At 60.4% G+C, this 14777-nt stretch carries 14 protein-coding genes; 11 read left to right on the top strand and 3 right to left on the bottom strand.

From position 1 onward, the window contains the following. Position 1: 1 nt before the first annotated feature. Both H7A77_RS10790 and H7A77_RS10795 read right to left on the bottom strand, forming a co-directional pair. Entirely contained in the window at positions 2-2443 is a 2442-nt protein-coding gene (locus H7A77_RS10790) for a glycogen/starch/alpha-glucan phosphorylase (protein WP_182074164.1), read from the bottom strand. A gap of 301 nt (positions 2444-2744) precedes the next feature. Next, positions 2745-3152 (bottom strand): MerR family transcriptional regulator, encoded by a 408-nt coding sequence (locus H7A77_RS10795; protein ID WP_089194745.1) that lies wholly within the window; start codon positions 3150-3152, stop codon positions 2745-2747. Positions 3153-3222: 70 nt separating this feature from the next. Between H7A77_RS10795 and H7A77_RS10800 the strand changes: the two genes are divergently transcribed. From H7A77_RS10800 to H7A77_RS10815, 4 genes are all read left to right on the top strand, one after another. Beyond that, on the top strand, positions 3223-4443 hold the full coding sequence (locus tag H7A77_RS10800; RefSeq protein WP_103681784.1) for an NADH:flavin oxidoreductase/NADH oxidase family protein: 1221 nt from the start codon (positions 3223-3225) through the stop codon (positions 4441-4443). A 505-nt stretch (positions 4444-4948) separates the two neighbouring features. Beyond that, on the top strand, positions 4949-6331 hold the full coding sequence (locus H7A77_RS10805; protein ID WP_071845182.1) for a diaminobutyrate--2-oxoglutarate transaminase: 1383 nt from the start codon (positions 4949-4951) through the stop codon (positions 6329-6331). Positions 6332-6349: 18 nt separating this feature from the next. Further along, on the top strand, positions 6350-7819 hold the full coding sequence (locus H7A77_RS10810; protein ID WP_182074165.1) for an aspartate aminotransferase family protein: 1470 nt from the start codon (positions 6350-6352) through the stop codon (positions 7817-7819). 143 nt (positions 7820-7962) lie between these two features. Next, the gene (locus tag H7A77_RS10815; RefSeq protein ID WP_047026114.1) at positions 7963-8868 is read left to right on the top strand and encodes a LysR family transcriptional regulator; all 906 of its coding nucleotides are present in this window, start codon (positions 7963-7965) and stop codon (positions 8866-8868) included. A gap of 40 nt (positions 8869-8908) precedes the next feature. Here H7A77_RS10815 and H7A77_RS10820 read toward each other — a convergent pair whose 3' ends face one another. After that, positions 8909-9550 (bottom strand): TetR family transcriptional regulator, encoded by a 642-nt coding sequence (locus H7A77_RS10820; protein ID WP_164106268.1) that lies wholly within the window; start codon positions 9548-9550, stop codon positions 8909-8911. A 94-nt stretch (positions 9551-9644) separates the two neighbouring features. Here H7A77_RS10820 and H7A77_RS10825 point away from each other — a divergent pair, with 94 nt between their 5' ends. The 7 genes from H7A77_RS10825 to pqqE all read left to right on the top strand — a co-directional run bounded on the left by H7A77_RS10825 (position 9645) and on the right by pqqE (position 14775). Next, entirely contained in the window at positions 9645-10307 is a 663-nt protein-coding gene (locus H7A77_RS10825; protein WP_033650409.1) for an O-methyltransferase, read from the top strand. 81 nt (positions 10308-10388) lie between these two features. Next, a complete protein-coding gene (locus H7A77_RS10830; RefSeq protein WP_182074166.1) occupies positions 10389-11438 on the top strand; it encodes a dipeptidase in 1050 nt (349 codons plus the stop codon). 117 nt (positions 11439-11555) lie between these two features. Continuing rightward, positions 11556-11633 (top strand): pyrroloquinoline quinone precursor peptide PqqA, encoded by a 78-nt coding sequence (gene pqqA / locus H7A77_RS10835; RefSeq protein ID WP_004937827.1) that lies wholly within the window; start codon positions 11556-11558, stop codon positions 11631-11633. Between the two features lie 58 nt (positions 11634-11691). Beyond that, positions 11692-12603, top strand: coding sequence for a pyrroloquinoline quinone biosynthesis protein PqqB (gene pqqB, locus H7A77_RS10840; RefSeq protein ID WP_042784492.1), 912 nt, complete (start codon positions 11692-11694; stop codon positions 12601-12603). A gap of 9 nt (positions 12604-12612) precedes the next feature. Then, positions 12613-13368, top strand: a complete 756-nt coding sequence (gene pqqC / locus H7A77_RS10845) for a pyrroloquinoline-quinone synthase PqqC (RefSeq protein WP_042784491.1) — start codon at positions 12613-12615, stop codon at positions 13366-13368. Beyond that, positions 13368-13646, top strand: coding sequence for a pyrroloquinoline quinone biosynthesis peptide chaperone PqqD (pqqD, locus tag H7A77_RS10850; protein ID WP_033643059.1), 279 nt, complete (start codon positions 13368-13370; stop codon positions 13644-13646). Before pqqC ends, pqqD begins: the two co-directional genes overlap by 1 nt. Beyond that, the gene (gene pqqE, locus H7A77_RS10855; RefSeq protein ID WP_147880521.1) at positions 13639-14775 is read left to right on the top strand and encodes a pyrroloquinoline quinone biosynthesis protein PqqE; all 1137 of its coding nucleotides are present in this window, start codon (positions 13639-13641) and stop codon (positions 14773-14775) included. The genes pqqD and pqqE overlap by 8 nt, the downstream gene beginning before the upstream one ends. Positions 14776-14777: the final 2 nt, after the last annotated feature.

Below are 14777 nucleotides of genomic sequence, written 5' to 3' on the forward strand. Positions count from 1 at the left end.
GTCAGTAATTCATCCCCCAAATATCCCTGGCGTAGCCGCGAATGGTGCGATCGCTGGAAAAACCGCCCATGCGCGCGATGGTCAACAGTGCGCGACGGTGCCACTGCCCCGGCTCATCGAAATCGGCCGCCGCCCGCTGCTGGGCCAGCCGATAACTCTCGAAGTCCTGAAGATGGCAGAAATAGTCGCCGGTGAGCAGGATATTGCGTAACGGCGCGAACAGCTCGTTATCGGCCGCGAACAGGCCCGAAGTCAGCGAATCCACCACGCGCGCAATGCGCGGGTTGTTGAGATAATGATCGCCGCCGTGATAGCCATGGCGTCTGATATCGTCGATTTCCTCGGCGGTGGCGCCGAACAGATAGAAATTATCCGCCCCAACCGCATCGCGGATTTCGATGTTCGCTCCATCCAGTGTGCCGATGGTCAGTGCGCCATTGAGGGCAAATTTCATGTTGCTGGTGCCCGAGGCCTCGGTGCCGGCGGTCGATATCTGCTCGGACAGGTCGGTCGCGGGGATGATATGTTCGGCCAGTGAAACCTTATAGTCTTCGAGGAAAGCCACTTTCAGCTGGCCGCCGACGCGAGAGTCCTGATTAATGCGCTGCGCCACGGCGCCTATCAGCTGAATGATCAGCTTGGCCACCGCATAACTGGGCGCCGCTTTGCCGGCGAACAGATGCACTTTGGGCGCGATAGTCTTACCGCCCTCTTTGATCTCCAGATAAAGATCTATGACGTGCAGAATATTCAACAGCTGGCGTTTATATTCGTGGATCCGCTTCACCTGACAGTCGAACATCGCCATCGGATCGAGTTGTATGCCGTGACGCTGTGCGATTAATCGACATAAGGCGCCCTTATTCGCACGTTTTATCGCGCGTATCTCGTCGATCGCGCCAATATCGTCGGCCAATTTCTCGAGCCCCGCCAACTGCTGCAGATCCGTCGGCCATTCGTCACCCAGATGCTGATGCAAAAACGCCGCCAGCGGCGGGTTAGCCTGCTGCACCCAGCGACGCGGCGTTACGCCGTTGGTCTGGTTAATGAATTTTTCCGGCGAGATAAAATAAAAGTCCGGCACCAGGCTTTTCTTGATCAACTCCGAATGCAGTTTCGCCACGCCGTTAACCCGATGACTGCCGACGATCGCCAGGTTAGCCATCCGCATCTTCTTGTCGTTATCGCCCGCGAACAGGGAAAGCGACGGCAATAACTGCGGCTTATCGGGCCATCGCGCGGCGACGTGCGCCAGAAAACGTCGGTTGATCTCATAAACGATCTGCAGATGACGCGGCAGCAGTTTTTCAAACAGGCTCACCGACCAGGTTTCCAGCGCCTCCGGCATCAGCGTGTGGTTGGTGAAAGCGCAGGTTCGCTGCGTGATGTCCCAAGCCTGCTCCCACGGCAGTTGGTGCTCATCGACCAACAGACGCATCAGTTCCGCCACCGCCAGAGCCGGATGGGTGTCATTGAGCTGGATCGCCACCCGCTCCGGCAGTGCCGTGATAGATGCCTCTTCCCCCGCATAATCGGCCAGCACATCGCGCAGAGTGCAAGCGACCAGGAAATACTCCTGCGTGAGACGAAGCTCCTTGCCGGTCAGAGCTTCATCGGCCGGATAGAGAATCTTCGAAATGTTCTCCGAGGCGATTTTCTCGCTTACCGCCTTGATATAGTCGCCCCGGTTGAAGATATGAATATTGAAGGAGTCTGAAGCCAGCGCGCTGTAAAGGCGCAGCTTATTGGTCGCCGAGCCCTGATAACCGGAAACGAAATAGTCGTGCGGGATCCCGACGAGGATCCGCCAGTCCATCCACATCGGGTTATAGTTGCCTTCGGTGTCTTCGCCATGTTCAACGCGGCCGCCGATCGGGATCAGCATTTGTTGGGCATGATGCTCTACCAGCCACGGCGAGCGCGTAGAGTGCCAGTCATCCGGCTGTTCTATTTGCCTGCCGTCGTGGATTGCCTGTTTGAAAAGCCCATACTCGTATTTGATGCCGTGCCCGGAGGCGGCGATATCCAATGTGGCCATCGAGTCGATGAAACAGGCGGCCAAACGGCCCAGACCGCCATTGCCTAAAGCCGCGTCGGGTTCCTCATCCACAATGCGCTCGAAATCGAATCCCAGTTCGGTGACCGCACGCTGCATATTCTTCAACAAGCCGGTATTGATCAGGTTATTGCGCAATGACTGGCCTAATAAAAACTCCATCGACAAATAATAAAGGCGTTTCTTTTTCTCCGCCCGCTGTCTTTGTTGTGAAATTAGAAAGTCATCATATTGATAATGACGGACGGTCAGCGCCACCGCATTGAAAACGTCGCTTTCAGTTGCCGCAGGCAAGGTAACACATAGTTGATATTTAAGGTTATTTTCAATTTGCGCACTCAATTCGCTAACGCTTGGCGCATTGGCTACAGGCTGCTTGGATTTCATTGCACTTCCTTTCAGGAATGATGTTTAACGATATATTCGTTAAACGGCAATAAGTATCAGATAAATTCTAGCGCCTTTTTTTATAATGTCTTTTTTTTTACCGGATTTATTTTTAATTCAAAATGAAATGGTATGTATGTTAATTATATTAAGGCGGTTCCCGCTATTTAAATGGGGAAAGCCAAGGGGATGTGGGCGCGGCTGCGGATATAGGAAACATGGCGGTTAAAACTGAACCCGCCCGGCATCCGGGGCGAAAGGTGCTCACCGCACAGGCCGGGCGCTCCGCCTTTAAACGCCGCTAAGCCTTGCAGGGCGGCAGCCCGCCGGCCAGCTTTTCATTTTTGACCTGGCACAACCCCGCCACGCCGGATTCCAACAGAATGCGCCGCGTCGCCATCAACGTCTCACGCTGCTCGTTCAGCGTCGCCATCATCCGCTCGATTTCCGCCAGCCGGCTGTCGACGCCTTGTATCAAACCATCCTGATAGGCGCTGCCCTGCAGCGCCAATACCCCGCGGATCGCCTGCAGCGAGAACCCCAGATTCTGGCCGATTTGGATCAGATGCAGCCGCTCCAGCGCGCTTTCGCTATACACCCGATATCCGTTAACGCCGCGCACCGCTTTGGGCAGCAGACCCTGCTGTTCGTAGTAACGTATCGCCGAGGCGGCCATGCCGGCGCGCTCCGCCAACTCTCCGATTTTCATGCCCTATTGACCTTAAAGTTAACTTTAAACCTAGTATAGCGCCATTCCCCCTGCGACAGGAACGTACCCGATGTTTACCCCGCTTATTCTGCCCAACGGCAGCCGCTTACCCAACCGTTTGGCCAAAGCCGCGTTGGAAGAAAATCTGGCCGATGAAGGCCAACTGCCCGGCCCCGCGCTATGGCGTCTGTATCGCCACTGGGGTATCGGCGGCGCCGGCCTCATCATCACCGGCAACGTGATGATCGACGGACGCGCCATGACCGGCCCCGGCGGCGTGGTGCTGGAACAGGATACGCCGCTCGAGGCGTTCAAAACCTGGGCGGCGGCCTCGCGCCAGGAAGGCGCGCAGGTATGGATGCAGCTCAGCCACCCGGGCCGTCAGGTGATGGCCAACATGGGCGGCAACGCCTGGGCGCCCTCCGCCATCCCGATGGCGATGGGCAAGTACAGCAAGGCGTTCGCACAGCCGGAGGCCATGAGTGAAACGCAGATTGCCGAGGTGATCGCCCGCTTCGCCGCCAGCGCGCACGCCGCCGAAAAGGCCGGGTTTACCGGCGTGCAGATCCATGCGGCGCACGGCTACCTGATCTCCCAGTTTTTGTCGCCGTTGGCCAACCAGCGCAGCGATCGTTGGGGGGGCGAACTGGCGAATCGCGCCCGTCTGCTGCTGGAGGTGGTGCGCGCGGTGCGCCAGCGTGTCTCGCCAGACTTTTGCGTGGCGGTGAAGCTCAATTCAGCCGATTTTCAGCGCGGCGGCTTTTCGCCGGACGAGGCCCGACAGGTATTGTTGATGCTCAACGAACTGCCGGTCGATCTGGTGGAGTTGTCGGGCGGGAGTTATGAAAGCCCGGCGATGCAGGGGGAAGCCGCAGACGACAGCACCCTGGCGCGCGAAGCCTATTTTCTGACCTTCGCCCGCGATCTCGCCGCAGTAGCGCGCATGCCGGTGATGACCACCGGCGGCATCGCCCGCCCGTCGGTGGCGCAACGGGTGCTGAACAGCGGCGTCGCGGTGGTCGGCATCGCCACCGCCATGGCGGAAATTCCCGATCTGCCGCGCCGCTGGCAAACCGGCGAAGCCCCTCATGCGCTGCCCGCACCGGTAAAATGGCGCGACAAAACGCTGACGCTGCTCGCCCGCATGGCGCTGATCAAGCGCCGCATGCACGCCCTGAGCCGCGATCGGACGCGCAACGTGCGCTACTCCCCGCTGTGGTCGCTGCTCATTGATCGGTGGCGCACCCGCCGCACCCTGCGGCGCTATCATGCCTGGTTACGGCAACGTTAATGACCGAGGCGCCGGCAGACACGCCGGCGCCGCACAAAAATCCCGCTATTTTGATCGCGCTACGTAAAATCTGCAAGAAATCACCACTCTGGCTACTGCGCTTTTAACGCTCGACTGCTTATATTCATCACAAATTTTGTGTATATAACCGCTATAGGACTTAAGGTGGTGAATAGATGAAAATAAGCCGCTATTTTCTATTTATGTTATTAATCGGAAATTCACCTTAATAATAAATGCATTAAAGAAGCAGCCAAAGGAAAGCAGAAAAGGATTTTTACGCAATGTTAAAGAAATGTTGTTTTTTGCCGGCAAAACCAACGGTCAACAAATCAACAACATATTGATGAGCCTAAGAAAAAACTAAACAATTCAAAACAAAATCGGCTATTGAGTCCCAGGCGAAAAAGCCATATATTGGTCGCGCTTTTCACAAGGCAGTTACTTTTCTAATTCATTAATTCAATCGTTGCGTCTTGAGACCTTCGGTTGTAGGAGAGATATGATGACGGATAAAGTCCGTATTGATACTTTAGTTGCAAACTCATTAAACGGAAACAATGAAACCTATTTGGCGCGTCAAGCCGAATTTGAGTCGAATGTTAGGAGTTATCCGCGCAAATTGCCGTTGGCAATTGCGAAAGCCCAGGGCGTTTGGATCACTGATGTTGAGAATAATCAATATCTTGATTGCCTGGCCGGGGCGGGAACGTTGGCTCTTGGACATAATCACCCCGACGTCCTGCAAAGCATCCAAAATGTCATTACCAGCGGCTTGCCGTTACATACTCTCGATCTCACGACCCCGTTGAAAGATCGTTTCTCCGACTACCTGCTCTCTCTGTTGCCTGGCGAAGGCAAAGGGTACTGCCTGCAGTTCTGCGGCCCGTCCGGCGCCGATGCGGTGGAAGCCGCGCTGAAGCTGGCGAAAAAACACACCGGCCGTTCCGGCGTGATCAGCTTCTCCGGCGGCTACCACGGCATGACCCACGGCGCGCTGTCGGTCACCGGCAACCTGTCGCCGAAAGCGGCCATCAACGGCATGATGCCGGAAGTGCAATTCATGCCTTACCCGCATGAATACCGCTGCCCGCTGGGCATCGGCGGTGAAGCCGGCGTCAAGGCGCTGACCTACTACTTCGATAATCTGATTAACGACGTGGAAAGCGGCGTGCGTAAACCGGCGGCGGTGATCCTGGAAGCCGTTCAGGGCGAAGGCGGGGTTAACCCGGCCCCGGCCGAGTGGCTGCAGCGCATTCGCAAAGTGACGCAGGAACACGGCATTCTGCTGATCATCGACGAAGTTCAGGCCGGTTTCGCCCGTACGGGCAAGCTGTTCGCCTTCGAACACGCCGGCATCGAGCCGGACATCATCGTGATGTCGAAAGCGGTCGGCGGCGGCTTGCCGCTCGCGGTGCTGGGCATCAAAAAAGAGTTCGACGCCTGGGAACCGGGCCACCACACCGGCACCTTCCGCGGCAACCAGCTGGCGATGGCCACCGGCCTGACCACCCTGCAGTACCTGAAGGAGCATAAGGTCGCCGACAAAGTGGCCGCTCAGGGCGAATGGCTCAAAGGCAAGCTGGCCGAGCTGCAGAAACGTTATCCGGTGATCGGCCACGTCCGCGGTCTGGGCCTGATGATCGGCATCGAGATCGTCAAGCCGAACGAAGCGCAGGATCACATGGGCTGCTACCCGGCCGATGGCGAGCTGTCCGCGCTGCTGCAGAAAAAATGCTTCGAATCCGGCTTGATCCTGGAGCGCGGCGGGCGCAATGGCTGTGTGCTGCGCCTGTTGCCTTCCCTGCTGATCACCAATGATGAGCTGGGTATTTTCCTGGATAAATTTGAGCAGGCGCTGTTGGCCGCCGGCGTCAAGCCAGTCTGATTGGAGCGAATGACCGCGATGTCCAAGTTAAACCCGATTCTGGCTTCCTCGGCGCACAGCGCCGAGGCTTACCGCCAGGCGATCGCACAGAGCAGTGAAGCCGTCGTGCAGTGGCTGCAACAGCCCGAGATGTATCAGGGCAAAAGCGTTGCCGAACTGCGCGAGCGCATCCAACTCGACTTTACCCCGCAAGGCCTGGGCAACCAGGCGGCGATCGAGCGCGCCATCGAGTACTTTTTGAAAGACAGCCTGTCGGTGCACCACCCGCAGTGCGTGGCGCACCTGCACTGCCCGAGCCTGGTGATTAGCCAGGCCGCTGAAGTGCTGATCAACGCCACCAACCAGAGCATGGACTCCTGGGATCAGAGCCCGTCGGCCACGCTGATCGAAATGAAGCTGATCGAGTGGCTGCGCGCCCAGGTCGGTTACCAGCCCGGCGACGCCGGGGTGTTCACCAGCGGCGGCACCCAGAGCAACCTGATGGGGCTGATGCTGGCGCGCGATGCATTCTTCGCGCGTCAGGGCCACTCCGTGCAGCAGGACGGTCTGGTGGGCGATCTGTGCAAGCTGAAAGTGTTCTGTTCTGAAAACGCCCACTTCTCGGTGCAGAAGAACATGGCGCTGATGGGCCTCGGCTACCAGTCCGTCACGCTGGTGAAAACCGATCGCTTCGCCCGCATGGACGTGAACGATCTGGCGGAAAAACTGGCGCAGGCCAAGGCTAACGGCGAGCAGGTGATGGCGCTCGTCGCCACCGCCGGCACCACCGATGCCGGTGCCATTGACCCACTGCGCGATATCGCGCGGCTGGCGGCGGAGCAGAAAATTTGGGTGCACGTGGATGCGGCCTGGGGCGGCGCGCTGCTGCTCTCCGAGCAGTACCGCGACTACCTGGACGGCCTGGAGCTGGTGGACTCCATCACCCTGGACTTCCATAAGCAGTTCTTCCAGACCATCAGCTGCGGCGCCTTCCTGCTGAAAGACGAGCGCCACTACGAGCTGATGCGCTATCAGGCGGCCTACCTGAACTCCGAATTCGACGAAGCGCAAGGCGTGCCGAACCTGGTCTCCAAATCGCTGCAGACCACCCGCCGCTTCGATGCGTTGAAGCTGTGGATGGGGCTGGAAGCGCTGGGGCAGAAGCAGTATGCCGAGATCATCGATCATGGCGTCTCGCTGGCGCAACAGGTGGCGCGTTACATCGCCGATCAGGAATCGCTGGAACTGGTGATGCAGCCGCAGCTGGCCAGCGTGCTGTTCCGCTACCGTCCGGCGCAGCTGGCGGCGAAAGGCGACGCGGCCGTCGCGCTGTTCAACCAGCGCATCGGTGACGCCTTGCTGGAGTCGGGCCGCGCCAACGTCGGCGTGACCGAGTTCGATGGCGTGACCTGCCTGAAGATGACGCTGCTGAACCCGATCGTGACGCTGGAAGACATCAAGCTGCTGCTGGCGCTGGTCGAGAAAACCGCGCAGCAGCTGCCGGCGTAACCCTCCGCCACTGCGCATTAAAAGCCGATAACCCCCTGGTTATCGGCTTTTTTATTGCCCATCAGAGAGCAAGTGACACAGCGCTTACGCTGATATACTGCAGTAAACGCCTTCTCTTATTTCCGGCGCCACAGGATAAACGCATGACCGACCCTGATTTTAACCTGCTGACCGCGCTCGACGCGCTGCTGTCGACGGGCAGCGTTGCCGGCGCGGCGCGACGTCTCGGTTTAAGCGCCTCGGCGATGAGCCGCACCCTCAGCCGACTGCGCACGGCCACCGGCGATCCGCTGTTGGTGCGCGCCGGGCGTCATATGGTGCTGACGCCTTATGCCGAAACGCTGCGCGAACGGGCGCGAAACGCGGCATTCGAAGCCAGGGCGCTGCTGCGTCCGACGCCGAACGCGCTGGATCCCGCCACGCTCGACCGGACCTTTACGCTGCGCGCCAACGACGGCTTCGTCGAGGCCTTCGGCCCGGCGCTGATCGCCGCCGCTGCGCAACAGGCGCCACGGGCGCGGCTGCGCTTTGCGCCCAAGCCGGAGAAAAGCGACCGCCCCCTGCGTGAAGGCCTGGTCGATCTGGAGATTGGCGTGCTGGGCGAAATGGGGCCGGAAATCCGCCTGCAGGCGCTGTTTCGCGACCGCTTCGTCGGCGTGATGAGAAGCGCGCACCCGCTGGCGCAGCGGCCCAAGATAGGCGCCGCCGAGTACGCCGCCTGCGGCCACGTGGTGGCTTCGCGCAGCGGGCGCATACTCGGGCCGGTAGACGCCGCGTTGGCGGAGCTGGGGCTGACGCGCCAGATTGCCGCCGTGGTGCCGAGCTTTCCGGCCGCGCTGGCGGTGGCGCAAGCCTCAGACCTGCTGGCGCTGTTGCCCGCCTCCTTTCTGCATGCTCATCCGGACGACGGCCCGCTGCGCATGTTCGAGCTGCCGGTGAAAACGCCGCCTATTACCGTCTCGCAAATGTGGCATCCGCGCCTGGACGCTGAAGCGGAGCACCGCTGGCTGCGGCAGTTGGTGTTGGCCGTCTGCCGCCAACGGGCGTAGGCACCGCGCACCTCAAGTGACAATGTCACCAAACATTCCCTTACGGCGCCTCTCGCCCGTTTAAATCGGCCAGATAGGCGCAAAACATGTCCGCCATCGCATCGGCATAAGCCACAATTTCCGCATCGCTGCGCGGCGTTTCGGAGAATTGCTTGCCCGCCGCTCCCAGCGTGCCGACGATCAGCTCGCCTGCCAACTTACGGACGCCTTCCGCCGCATCGGGCAACGTTTCGCCCATAAACACCTGCACGATGTCTTTGCCGGTGGCCTTCGCCGCCTGCGCCTCCGGCGCATCGCGGTACAACGGCGCCGCATCGTTCAGCGCCACACGCATCTGCGCCTCTTCACATTCCGAACGGATAAATGTCTGCACCAGCAACCGTAAACGCTCGAACGGCGCAGTCTCTCGATCGGCCAGAATACCGCTCAGCATGGTGGTGGTCTGCCGCCATTCGTCGCTTTGCAAACGAAACAGGATCGCCGCTTTGTTGGGAAAATACTGATAAAGCGAACCGATACTGACGCCGGCGCGTTCAGCCACTCTGGCGGTAGTGAAACGCGCGGCGCCCTCCTGCGCCAAAACCTGAATAGCGGCGGTCAAAATGGCGGAGACCAATTCGGCGGATCGCGCCTGTTGCGGTTGTTTTCTAGAGGAAATTTGCTTACTGCGGCGTTCAGTCATAGCGGGCGGCCAATGCGAATAGTGAAATGCGAATAGTTCGTCATATTATAGCGGCACGCGCTTTCGCGCTCACTTTTTCTACGGGAGTTTTGCCATGAGTACCCTGACCACCGCGCCGTTGGCGCCGCTGCTAAGCACCCTGTTCCAGCAGGCCGCCGGCCGTTCACCGGCGCTCGCCGCCCTGTTCCGCGACGTGCCTGACGAAGAGCAAAATCGACTGATGCAGAGTAAAACCGACTATCGTGAACTCTACCATCGCCTGAAGGATTTCCCCCTGGCGGTGTCGCCGGAAACCGGCGCATTGCTGTACATGCTGGCGCGCGGTTGTCGGGCGCAAAACATCGTCGAATTCGGCACGTCGTTCGGTATTTCAACGCTGCACCTGGCCGCCGCGCTGCGCGACAACGGCGGCGGCCGGTTGATCACCTGCGAATTTGAACCGAGCAAAGCGGCGCAGGCGCGCCACAACCTGACCGAAGGCGGCGTCGTCGATCTGGTGGAGATCCGCGTGGGCGATGCCCTGGAAACGCTGCGCGACGATCTGCCGGCCACTGTCGACCTGCTATTGCTGGACGGCGCCAAGGGGCTTTACCCCGATATCCTCGCGCTGCTGGAAAATCGTCTGCGCCCCGGCGCGCTGATCGTCGCCGACAACGCCGATTACAGCCCGGATTATCTGGCGCGCGTGCGTTCTCCGGCGTCGGGTTATCTCTCCACGCCGTTCGCGGATGACGTCGAGCTGTCGATACGCCTTTAAATCCCTCATCGCGCGGGGGTTGTTCCCCCTCGCGCGATCGTACAACATAGCGTGCATGATGCCTGACACAGTGAAACGCCCATGACGCTTCCCCCCCTTTGGCCGGTGTTCGACGGCCATAACGACCTGCTGCTCAACCTGTGGCTGCAGCACGATGACGATCCGGTCACCGCCTTTTATTCGCACGTCACGCCGGGCCACCTCGACTTTCCACGCATGCGGCGCGGCGGATTCTGCGGCGGGCTGTTCGCGGTGTTTATTCCTCCGGTCAGCTATATCGCCCAGATGCGTAATCAAACGCTGGAGGAGGCGCAGGCCGCGTTCGATCCGCTGGCGATAGCCGAACGGCAGATAGCCATCCTGCACCAGTTGGAACGCGCCTCTCAGGGGCAGTTGCGCCTCTGCCGCACGGCTACCGAGATAGAACAGTGCCGCCTCGACGGGCAAATCGCCGCGGTGCTGCATATCGAAGGCGCCGGCATGATCGATGCGGCGCTGACGCAGCTGGCGGCCTTCTATCGGCTGGGCGTGCGCAGCATCGGGCCGTTCTGGAATCTGCCGAACGCCTTCGGCACCGGCGTCAGCGGGCCGTTCCCCGGCTCACCCGATACCGGCCCCGGCCTGACGCCGGCCGGTGAAGCGCTGCTCCGCGCCTGCAACCAGCGCCGCATCATGATTGACGTCTCGCACATGAACGAGAAAACCTTCTGGCAAACCGCCGCGTTGAGCACCGCACCGCTGGTCGCCACCCATTCCAATGCCCACGCCCTCTGCCCGCAGCCGCGCAACCTGACCGACGCGCAGCTGGACGCTATCGCCCAGAGCGACGGTATGGTCGGCGTCAATTTCGGCACCGCCTTCCTGCGGGCTGACGGAAAACGTGACAGTGCAACGACAGGCTTAACAGAAATTGTTAAACACGTTGAGTATTTGATCGCTAAACTTGGTGAAGATCGCGTGGGATTTGGCTCTGATTTTGACGGGGTTAACGTACCGCAACCGTTGGAGGACGCCGCAGGCCTGCCGCGCCTGACGCAAGCGCTCAAGCAGGCGGGGTTTGACGACCGGCTGCTGGAGAAGCTGACCTGGCGCAACTGGCTGAACGTGCTCTCCGCCACCTGGGGTGAATAACCCGGTTACGCTTTAACGGTTGCGATCTCCGTCACATTTCGTCAACATTGAGCCAGCCGAATGCGAATTTTTCTCATTGGCTTCGAACTATCACGATGCATGCAAAGGAGCACCGCTATGACTACCTGGACCAAACCTGAGTTTGTTGACCTGCGTCTGGGGCTGGAAGTGACGCTGTACATTTCCAACCGTTAATCGCCTGTCTGCCCGCCTTTCGCGCGGGCATTTCTTTCCTTCTTTTTCTGGTTCAGACATGCAGATAAAAGTTCTCGGCTCGGCAGCGGGCGGCGGCTTTCCCCAGTGGAATTGCAACTGCGACAACTGCCGGGGCGTTCGCAGCCACAGCATCAACGCCACGCGCCGCACGCAGTCTTCCATCGCCGTCAGCGACGACGGTAAAAACTGGGTGCTGTGCAACGTTTCCCCGGACATTTGCCATCAGCTGCTGGCCTCGCCCGAATTGAACAATCCCGACGTGCTGCGCGGCACCGGCATCGGCGCGATCGTGCTGACCGACAGCCAGATCGATCACAGCGCGGGCTTGCTCAATTTGCGTGAGGGCTGCCCGCATCAGGTCTGGTGCACCCCCGAAGTGCACGACGATCTCAGCACCGGTTTCCCGGTGTTTCCCATGCTCTCTCACTGGAACGGCGGGTTAATCCATCACCCGGTGACGCCCGCCGAGCCGTTCCACACGGCGGTCTGCCCAAACGTGCGCTTCACCGCCATTCCGCTGCTCAGCAACGCGCCGCCCTATTCGCCGTACCGCGATCGCCCGCTGCCGGGCCACAACGTGGCGCTGTTTATCGAAGATACCGCGCGCGGGGTCGGTCTGCTGTACGCGCCGGGCCTGGGTGAGCCGGACGAGGCTTTGATGCCCTGGCTGCGCCGGGCGGATTGCCTGCTGATCGACGGCACGCTCTGGCGCGACAATGAGCTGGCCAACGCCGGCGTGGGGCGCAATACCGGCAAAGACATGGGGCACCTGGCGCTGGCGGAAGAGCACGGGCTGGCGGCCCTGCTCAGCACCTTGCCCGCCAAACGCAAGATCTTGATCCACATTAACAATACCAACCCGATCCTCAATGAAGACTCCGCGGAACGGCAGAGCCTGAGCGCCGCCGGCATCGAAGTGAGCTGGGACGGCATGAATATCGAACTGTAGGGAATCGCCATGACGCAACCACTCCCCCTGACTCCGCAGGCATTTGAAGCGGCACTGCGCGCCAAAGGCGCTTATTATCATATCCACCACCCGTATCACATCGCGATGCACAACGGCGAAGCGACCCGTGAGCAGATCCAGGGCTGGGTGGCCAACCGTTTCTACTATCAGACCAGCATTCCGATCAAGGATGCGGCGATCATGGCCAACTGCCCGCAGCCGGAAACCCGTCGCAAATGGGTGCAGCGCATTCTGGATCACGACGGTTACGGCGGCAGCGAAGGCGGCATCGAGGCCTGGCTGCGCCTCGGCGAGGCGGTTGGGCTGCAGCGCGACACCCTGCTATCCGAGCAGCTGGTGCTGCCCGGCGTGCGTTTCGCGGTGGATGCCTACGTCAACTTCGCGCGCCGCGCCTGTTGGCAGGAAGCGGCCTGCAGCTCGCTGACCGAACTGTTCGCGCCGCAGATCCACCAGTCGCGCCTCGACAGCTGGCCGCAGCACTACCCGTGGATCGACGCCGCCGGCTACGACTATTTCCGCAGTCGCCTCGGCCAGGCCAACCGCGACGTGGAGCACGGGCTGGCGCTGGCGCTGGACTATTGCGATACCGTTGAAAAACAGCAGCGCATGCTGGAAATCCTGCAGTTCAAGCTGGATATTTTGTGGAGCATGCTGGACGCCATGAGCATGGCCTATACCCTGAACCGCCCGCCTTACCACAGCGTGACCGCCGCGCGGGTCTGGCACAATCAGAGGCTGGTGTAATGACACTGAATCCTGAACACACCCCCGTCTTCCGCCGCGGCTACCGCCTGCAATGGGAGCAGGTGCAAAACAGCCACGTGATCCTCTACCCGGAAGGCATGGCCAAACTGAACGACAGCGCCGCCGCCATCCTGCAGCTGGTTGACGGCAACACCACGCTGAACGGCATCATCGCGCAGCTGAACGCCCGCTTCCCCGGCGCCGAGGGGCTGGCGGACGACGTGCTGGCGTTTTTCCAGCGCGCCTACGAACAAAAATGGGTGACCTTCCGTGACTGAGCCACGCGCGCCGGCGGTAAATCCGCCGCTCTGGCTGCTGGCGGAGCTGACCTATCGCTGCCCGCTGCAGTGCCCCTATTGCTCCAACCCGCTCGACTTTGCCGCGCAGGAAAAAGAGCTGACGACCGAGCAATGGATCGCGGTGTTTCGCCAGGCGCGGGCGATGGGCAGCGTACAGCTCGGTTTCTCCGGCGGCGAGCCGTTGGTGCGTAAAGACCTGCCCGAGCTGATCGCCGCCGCGCGCGATCTCGGGTTTTACACCAACCTGATCACCTCCGGCATCGGCCTGACCGAGAAAAAGCTGCAGACCTTCGCCGACGCCGGGCTGGATCATATTCAGATCAGTTTTCAGGCCAGCGATGAAACGCTGAACGCTGCACTGGCGGGCTCCGCCAAGGCGTTTCAGCAGAAGCTGGCGATGGCCAAGGCGGTCAAGGCGCTCGGCTATCCGATGGTGCTTAACTTCGTCTTGCATCGCCATAATATCGACCAGATCGACCGCATCATCGAACTGGCGATCCAGCTGGATGCCGACGACGTCGAGCTGGCGACCTGCCAGTTCTACGGCTGGGCGCACCTGAACCGTGAAGGCCTGCTGCCGACCCGCGAACAGATCGCCGAGGCGGAAGCCGTGGTGAAACGCTATCGCGAGCGCATGGCTGCCGACGGCAAGCTGGCCAACCTGCTGTTCGTCACGCCGGATTACTATGAGGAACGCCCCAAAGGCTGCATGGGCGGTTGGGGGGCTATTTTCATGAGCGTGACGCCGGAAGGCATGGCATTACCCTGTCACAGCGCCCGCCAGTTGCCGATCGCCTTTCCGTCGGTGCTGGAGCACGATCTGCAGCATATCTGGTATCACTCCTTCGGCTTTAACCGCTATCGCGGCTATGACTGGATGCCGGAGCCCTGCCGTTCCTGTTCGGAGAAAGAGAAAGACTACGGCGGCTGCCGCTGCCAGGCGTTCATGCTGACCGGCGACGCCGACAACGCCGATCCGGTGTGCGGCAAGTCGCCGCACCATGGCACCATTCTGGCGGCGCGTGAAGCGGCGAATCGCTCGCAGATCGGCATCGATCAGCTGCGTTTTCGCAATCAGACCAACTCCCGACTGATCTTCAAGGGCTGACG

It is taken from the genome of Serratia sp. ME47 (assembly GCF_903970925.1).
Classification (GTDB): Bacteria; Pseudomonadota; Gammaproteobacteria; order Enterobacterales; family Enterobacteriaceae; genus Serratia; species Serratia ureilytica.

What these genes read in the sequence shown, in the direction of transcription:
- H7A77_RS10830 (WP_182074166.1), top strand. Translation starts at nt 10,389, where the DNA reads ATGACGCTTCCCCCCCTTTGGCCGGTGTTCGACGGCCATAACGACCTG.
- H7A77_RS10825 (WP_033650409.1), top strand. Translation starts at nt 9,645, where the DNA reads ATGAGTACCCTGACCACCGCGCCGTTGGCGCCGCTGCTAAGCACCCTG.
- H7A77_RS10810 (WP_182074165.1), top strand. Translation starts at nt 6,350, where the DNA reads ATGTCCAAGTTAAACCCGATTCTGGCTTCCTCGGCGCACAGCGCCGAG.
- pqqB (WP_042784492.1), top strand. Translation starts at nt 11,692, where the DNA reads ATGCAGATAAAAGTTCTCGGCTCGGCAGCGGGCGGCGGCTTTCCCCAG.
- pqqD (WP_033643059.1), top strand. Translation starts at nt 13,368, where the DNA reads ATGACACTGAATCCTGAACACACCCCCGTCTTCCGCCGCGGCTACCGC.
- H7A77_RS10795 (WP_089194745.1), bottom strand. Translation starts at nt 3,152, where the DNA reads ATGAAAATCGGAGAGTTGGCGGAGCGCGCCGGCATGGCCGCCTCGGCG.
- pqqC (WP_042784491.1), top strand. Translation starts at nt 12,613, where the DNA reads ATGACGCAACCACTCCCCCTGACTCCGCAGGCATTTGAAGCGGCACTG.
- pqqA (WP_004937827.1), top strand. Translation starts at nt 11,556, where the DNA reads ATGACTACCTGGACCAAACCTGAGTTTGTTGACCTGCGTCTGGGGCTG.
- H7A77_RS10800 (WP_103681784.1), top strand. Translation starts at nt 3,223, where the DNA reads ATGTTTACCCCGCTTATTCTGCCCAACGGCAGCCGCTTACCCAACCGT.
- H7A77_RS10820 (WP_164106268.1), bottom strand. Translation starts at nt 9,550, where the DNA reads ATGACTGAACGCCGCAGTAAGCAAATTTCCTCTAGAAAACAACCGCAA.
- H7A77_RS10805 (WP_071845182.1), top strand. Translation starts at nt 4,949, where the DNA reads ATGACGGATAAAGTCCGTATTGATACTTTAGTTGCAAACTCATTAAAC.
- H7A77_RS10790 (WP_182074164.1), bottom strand. Translation starts at nt 2,443, where the DNA reads ATGAAATCCAAGCAGCCTGTAGCCAATGCGCCAAGCGTTAGCGAATTG.
- H7A77_RS10815 (WP_047026114.1), top strand. Translation starts at nt 7,963, where the DNA reads ATGACCGACCCTGATTTTAACCTGCTGACCGCGCTCGACGCGCTGCTG.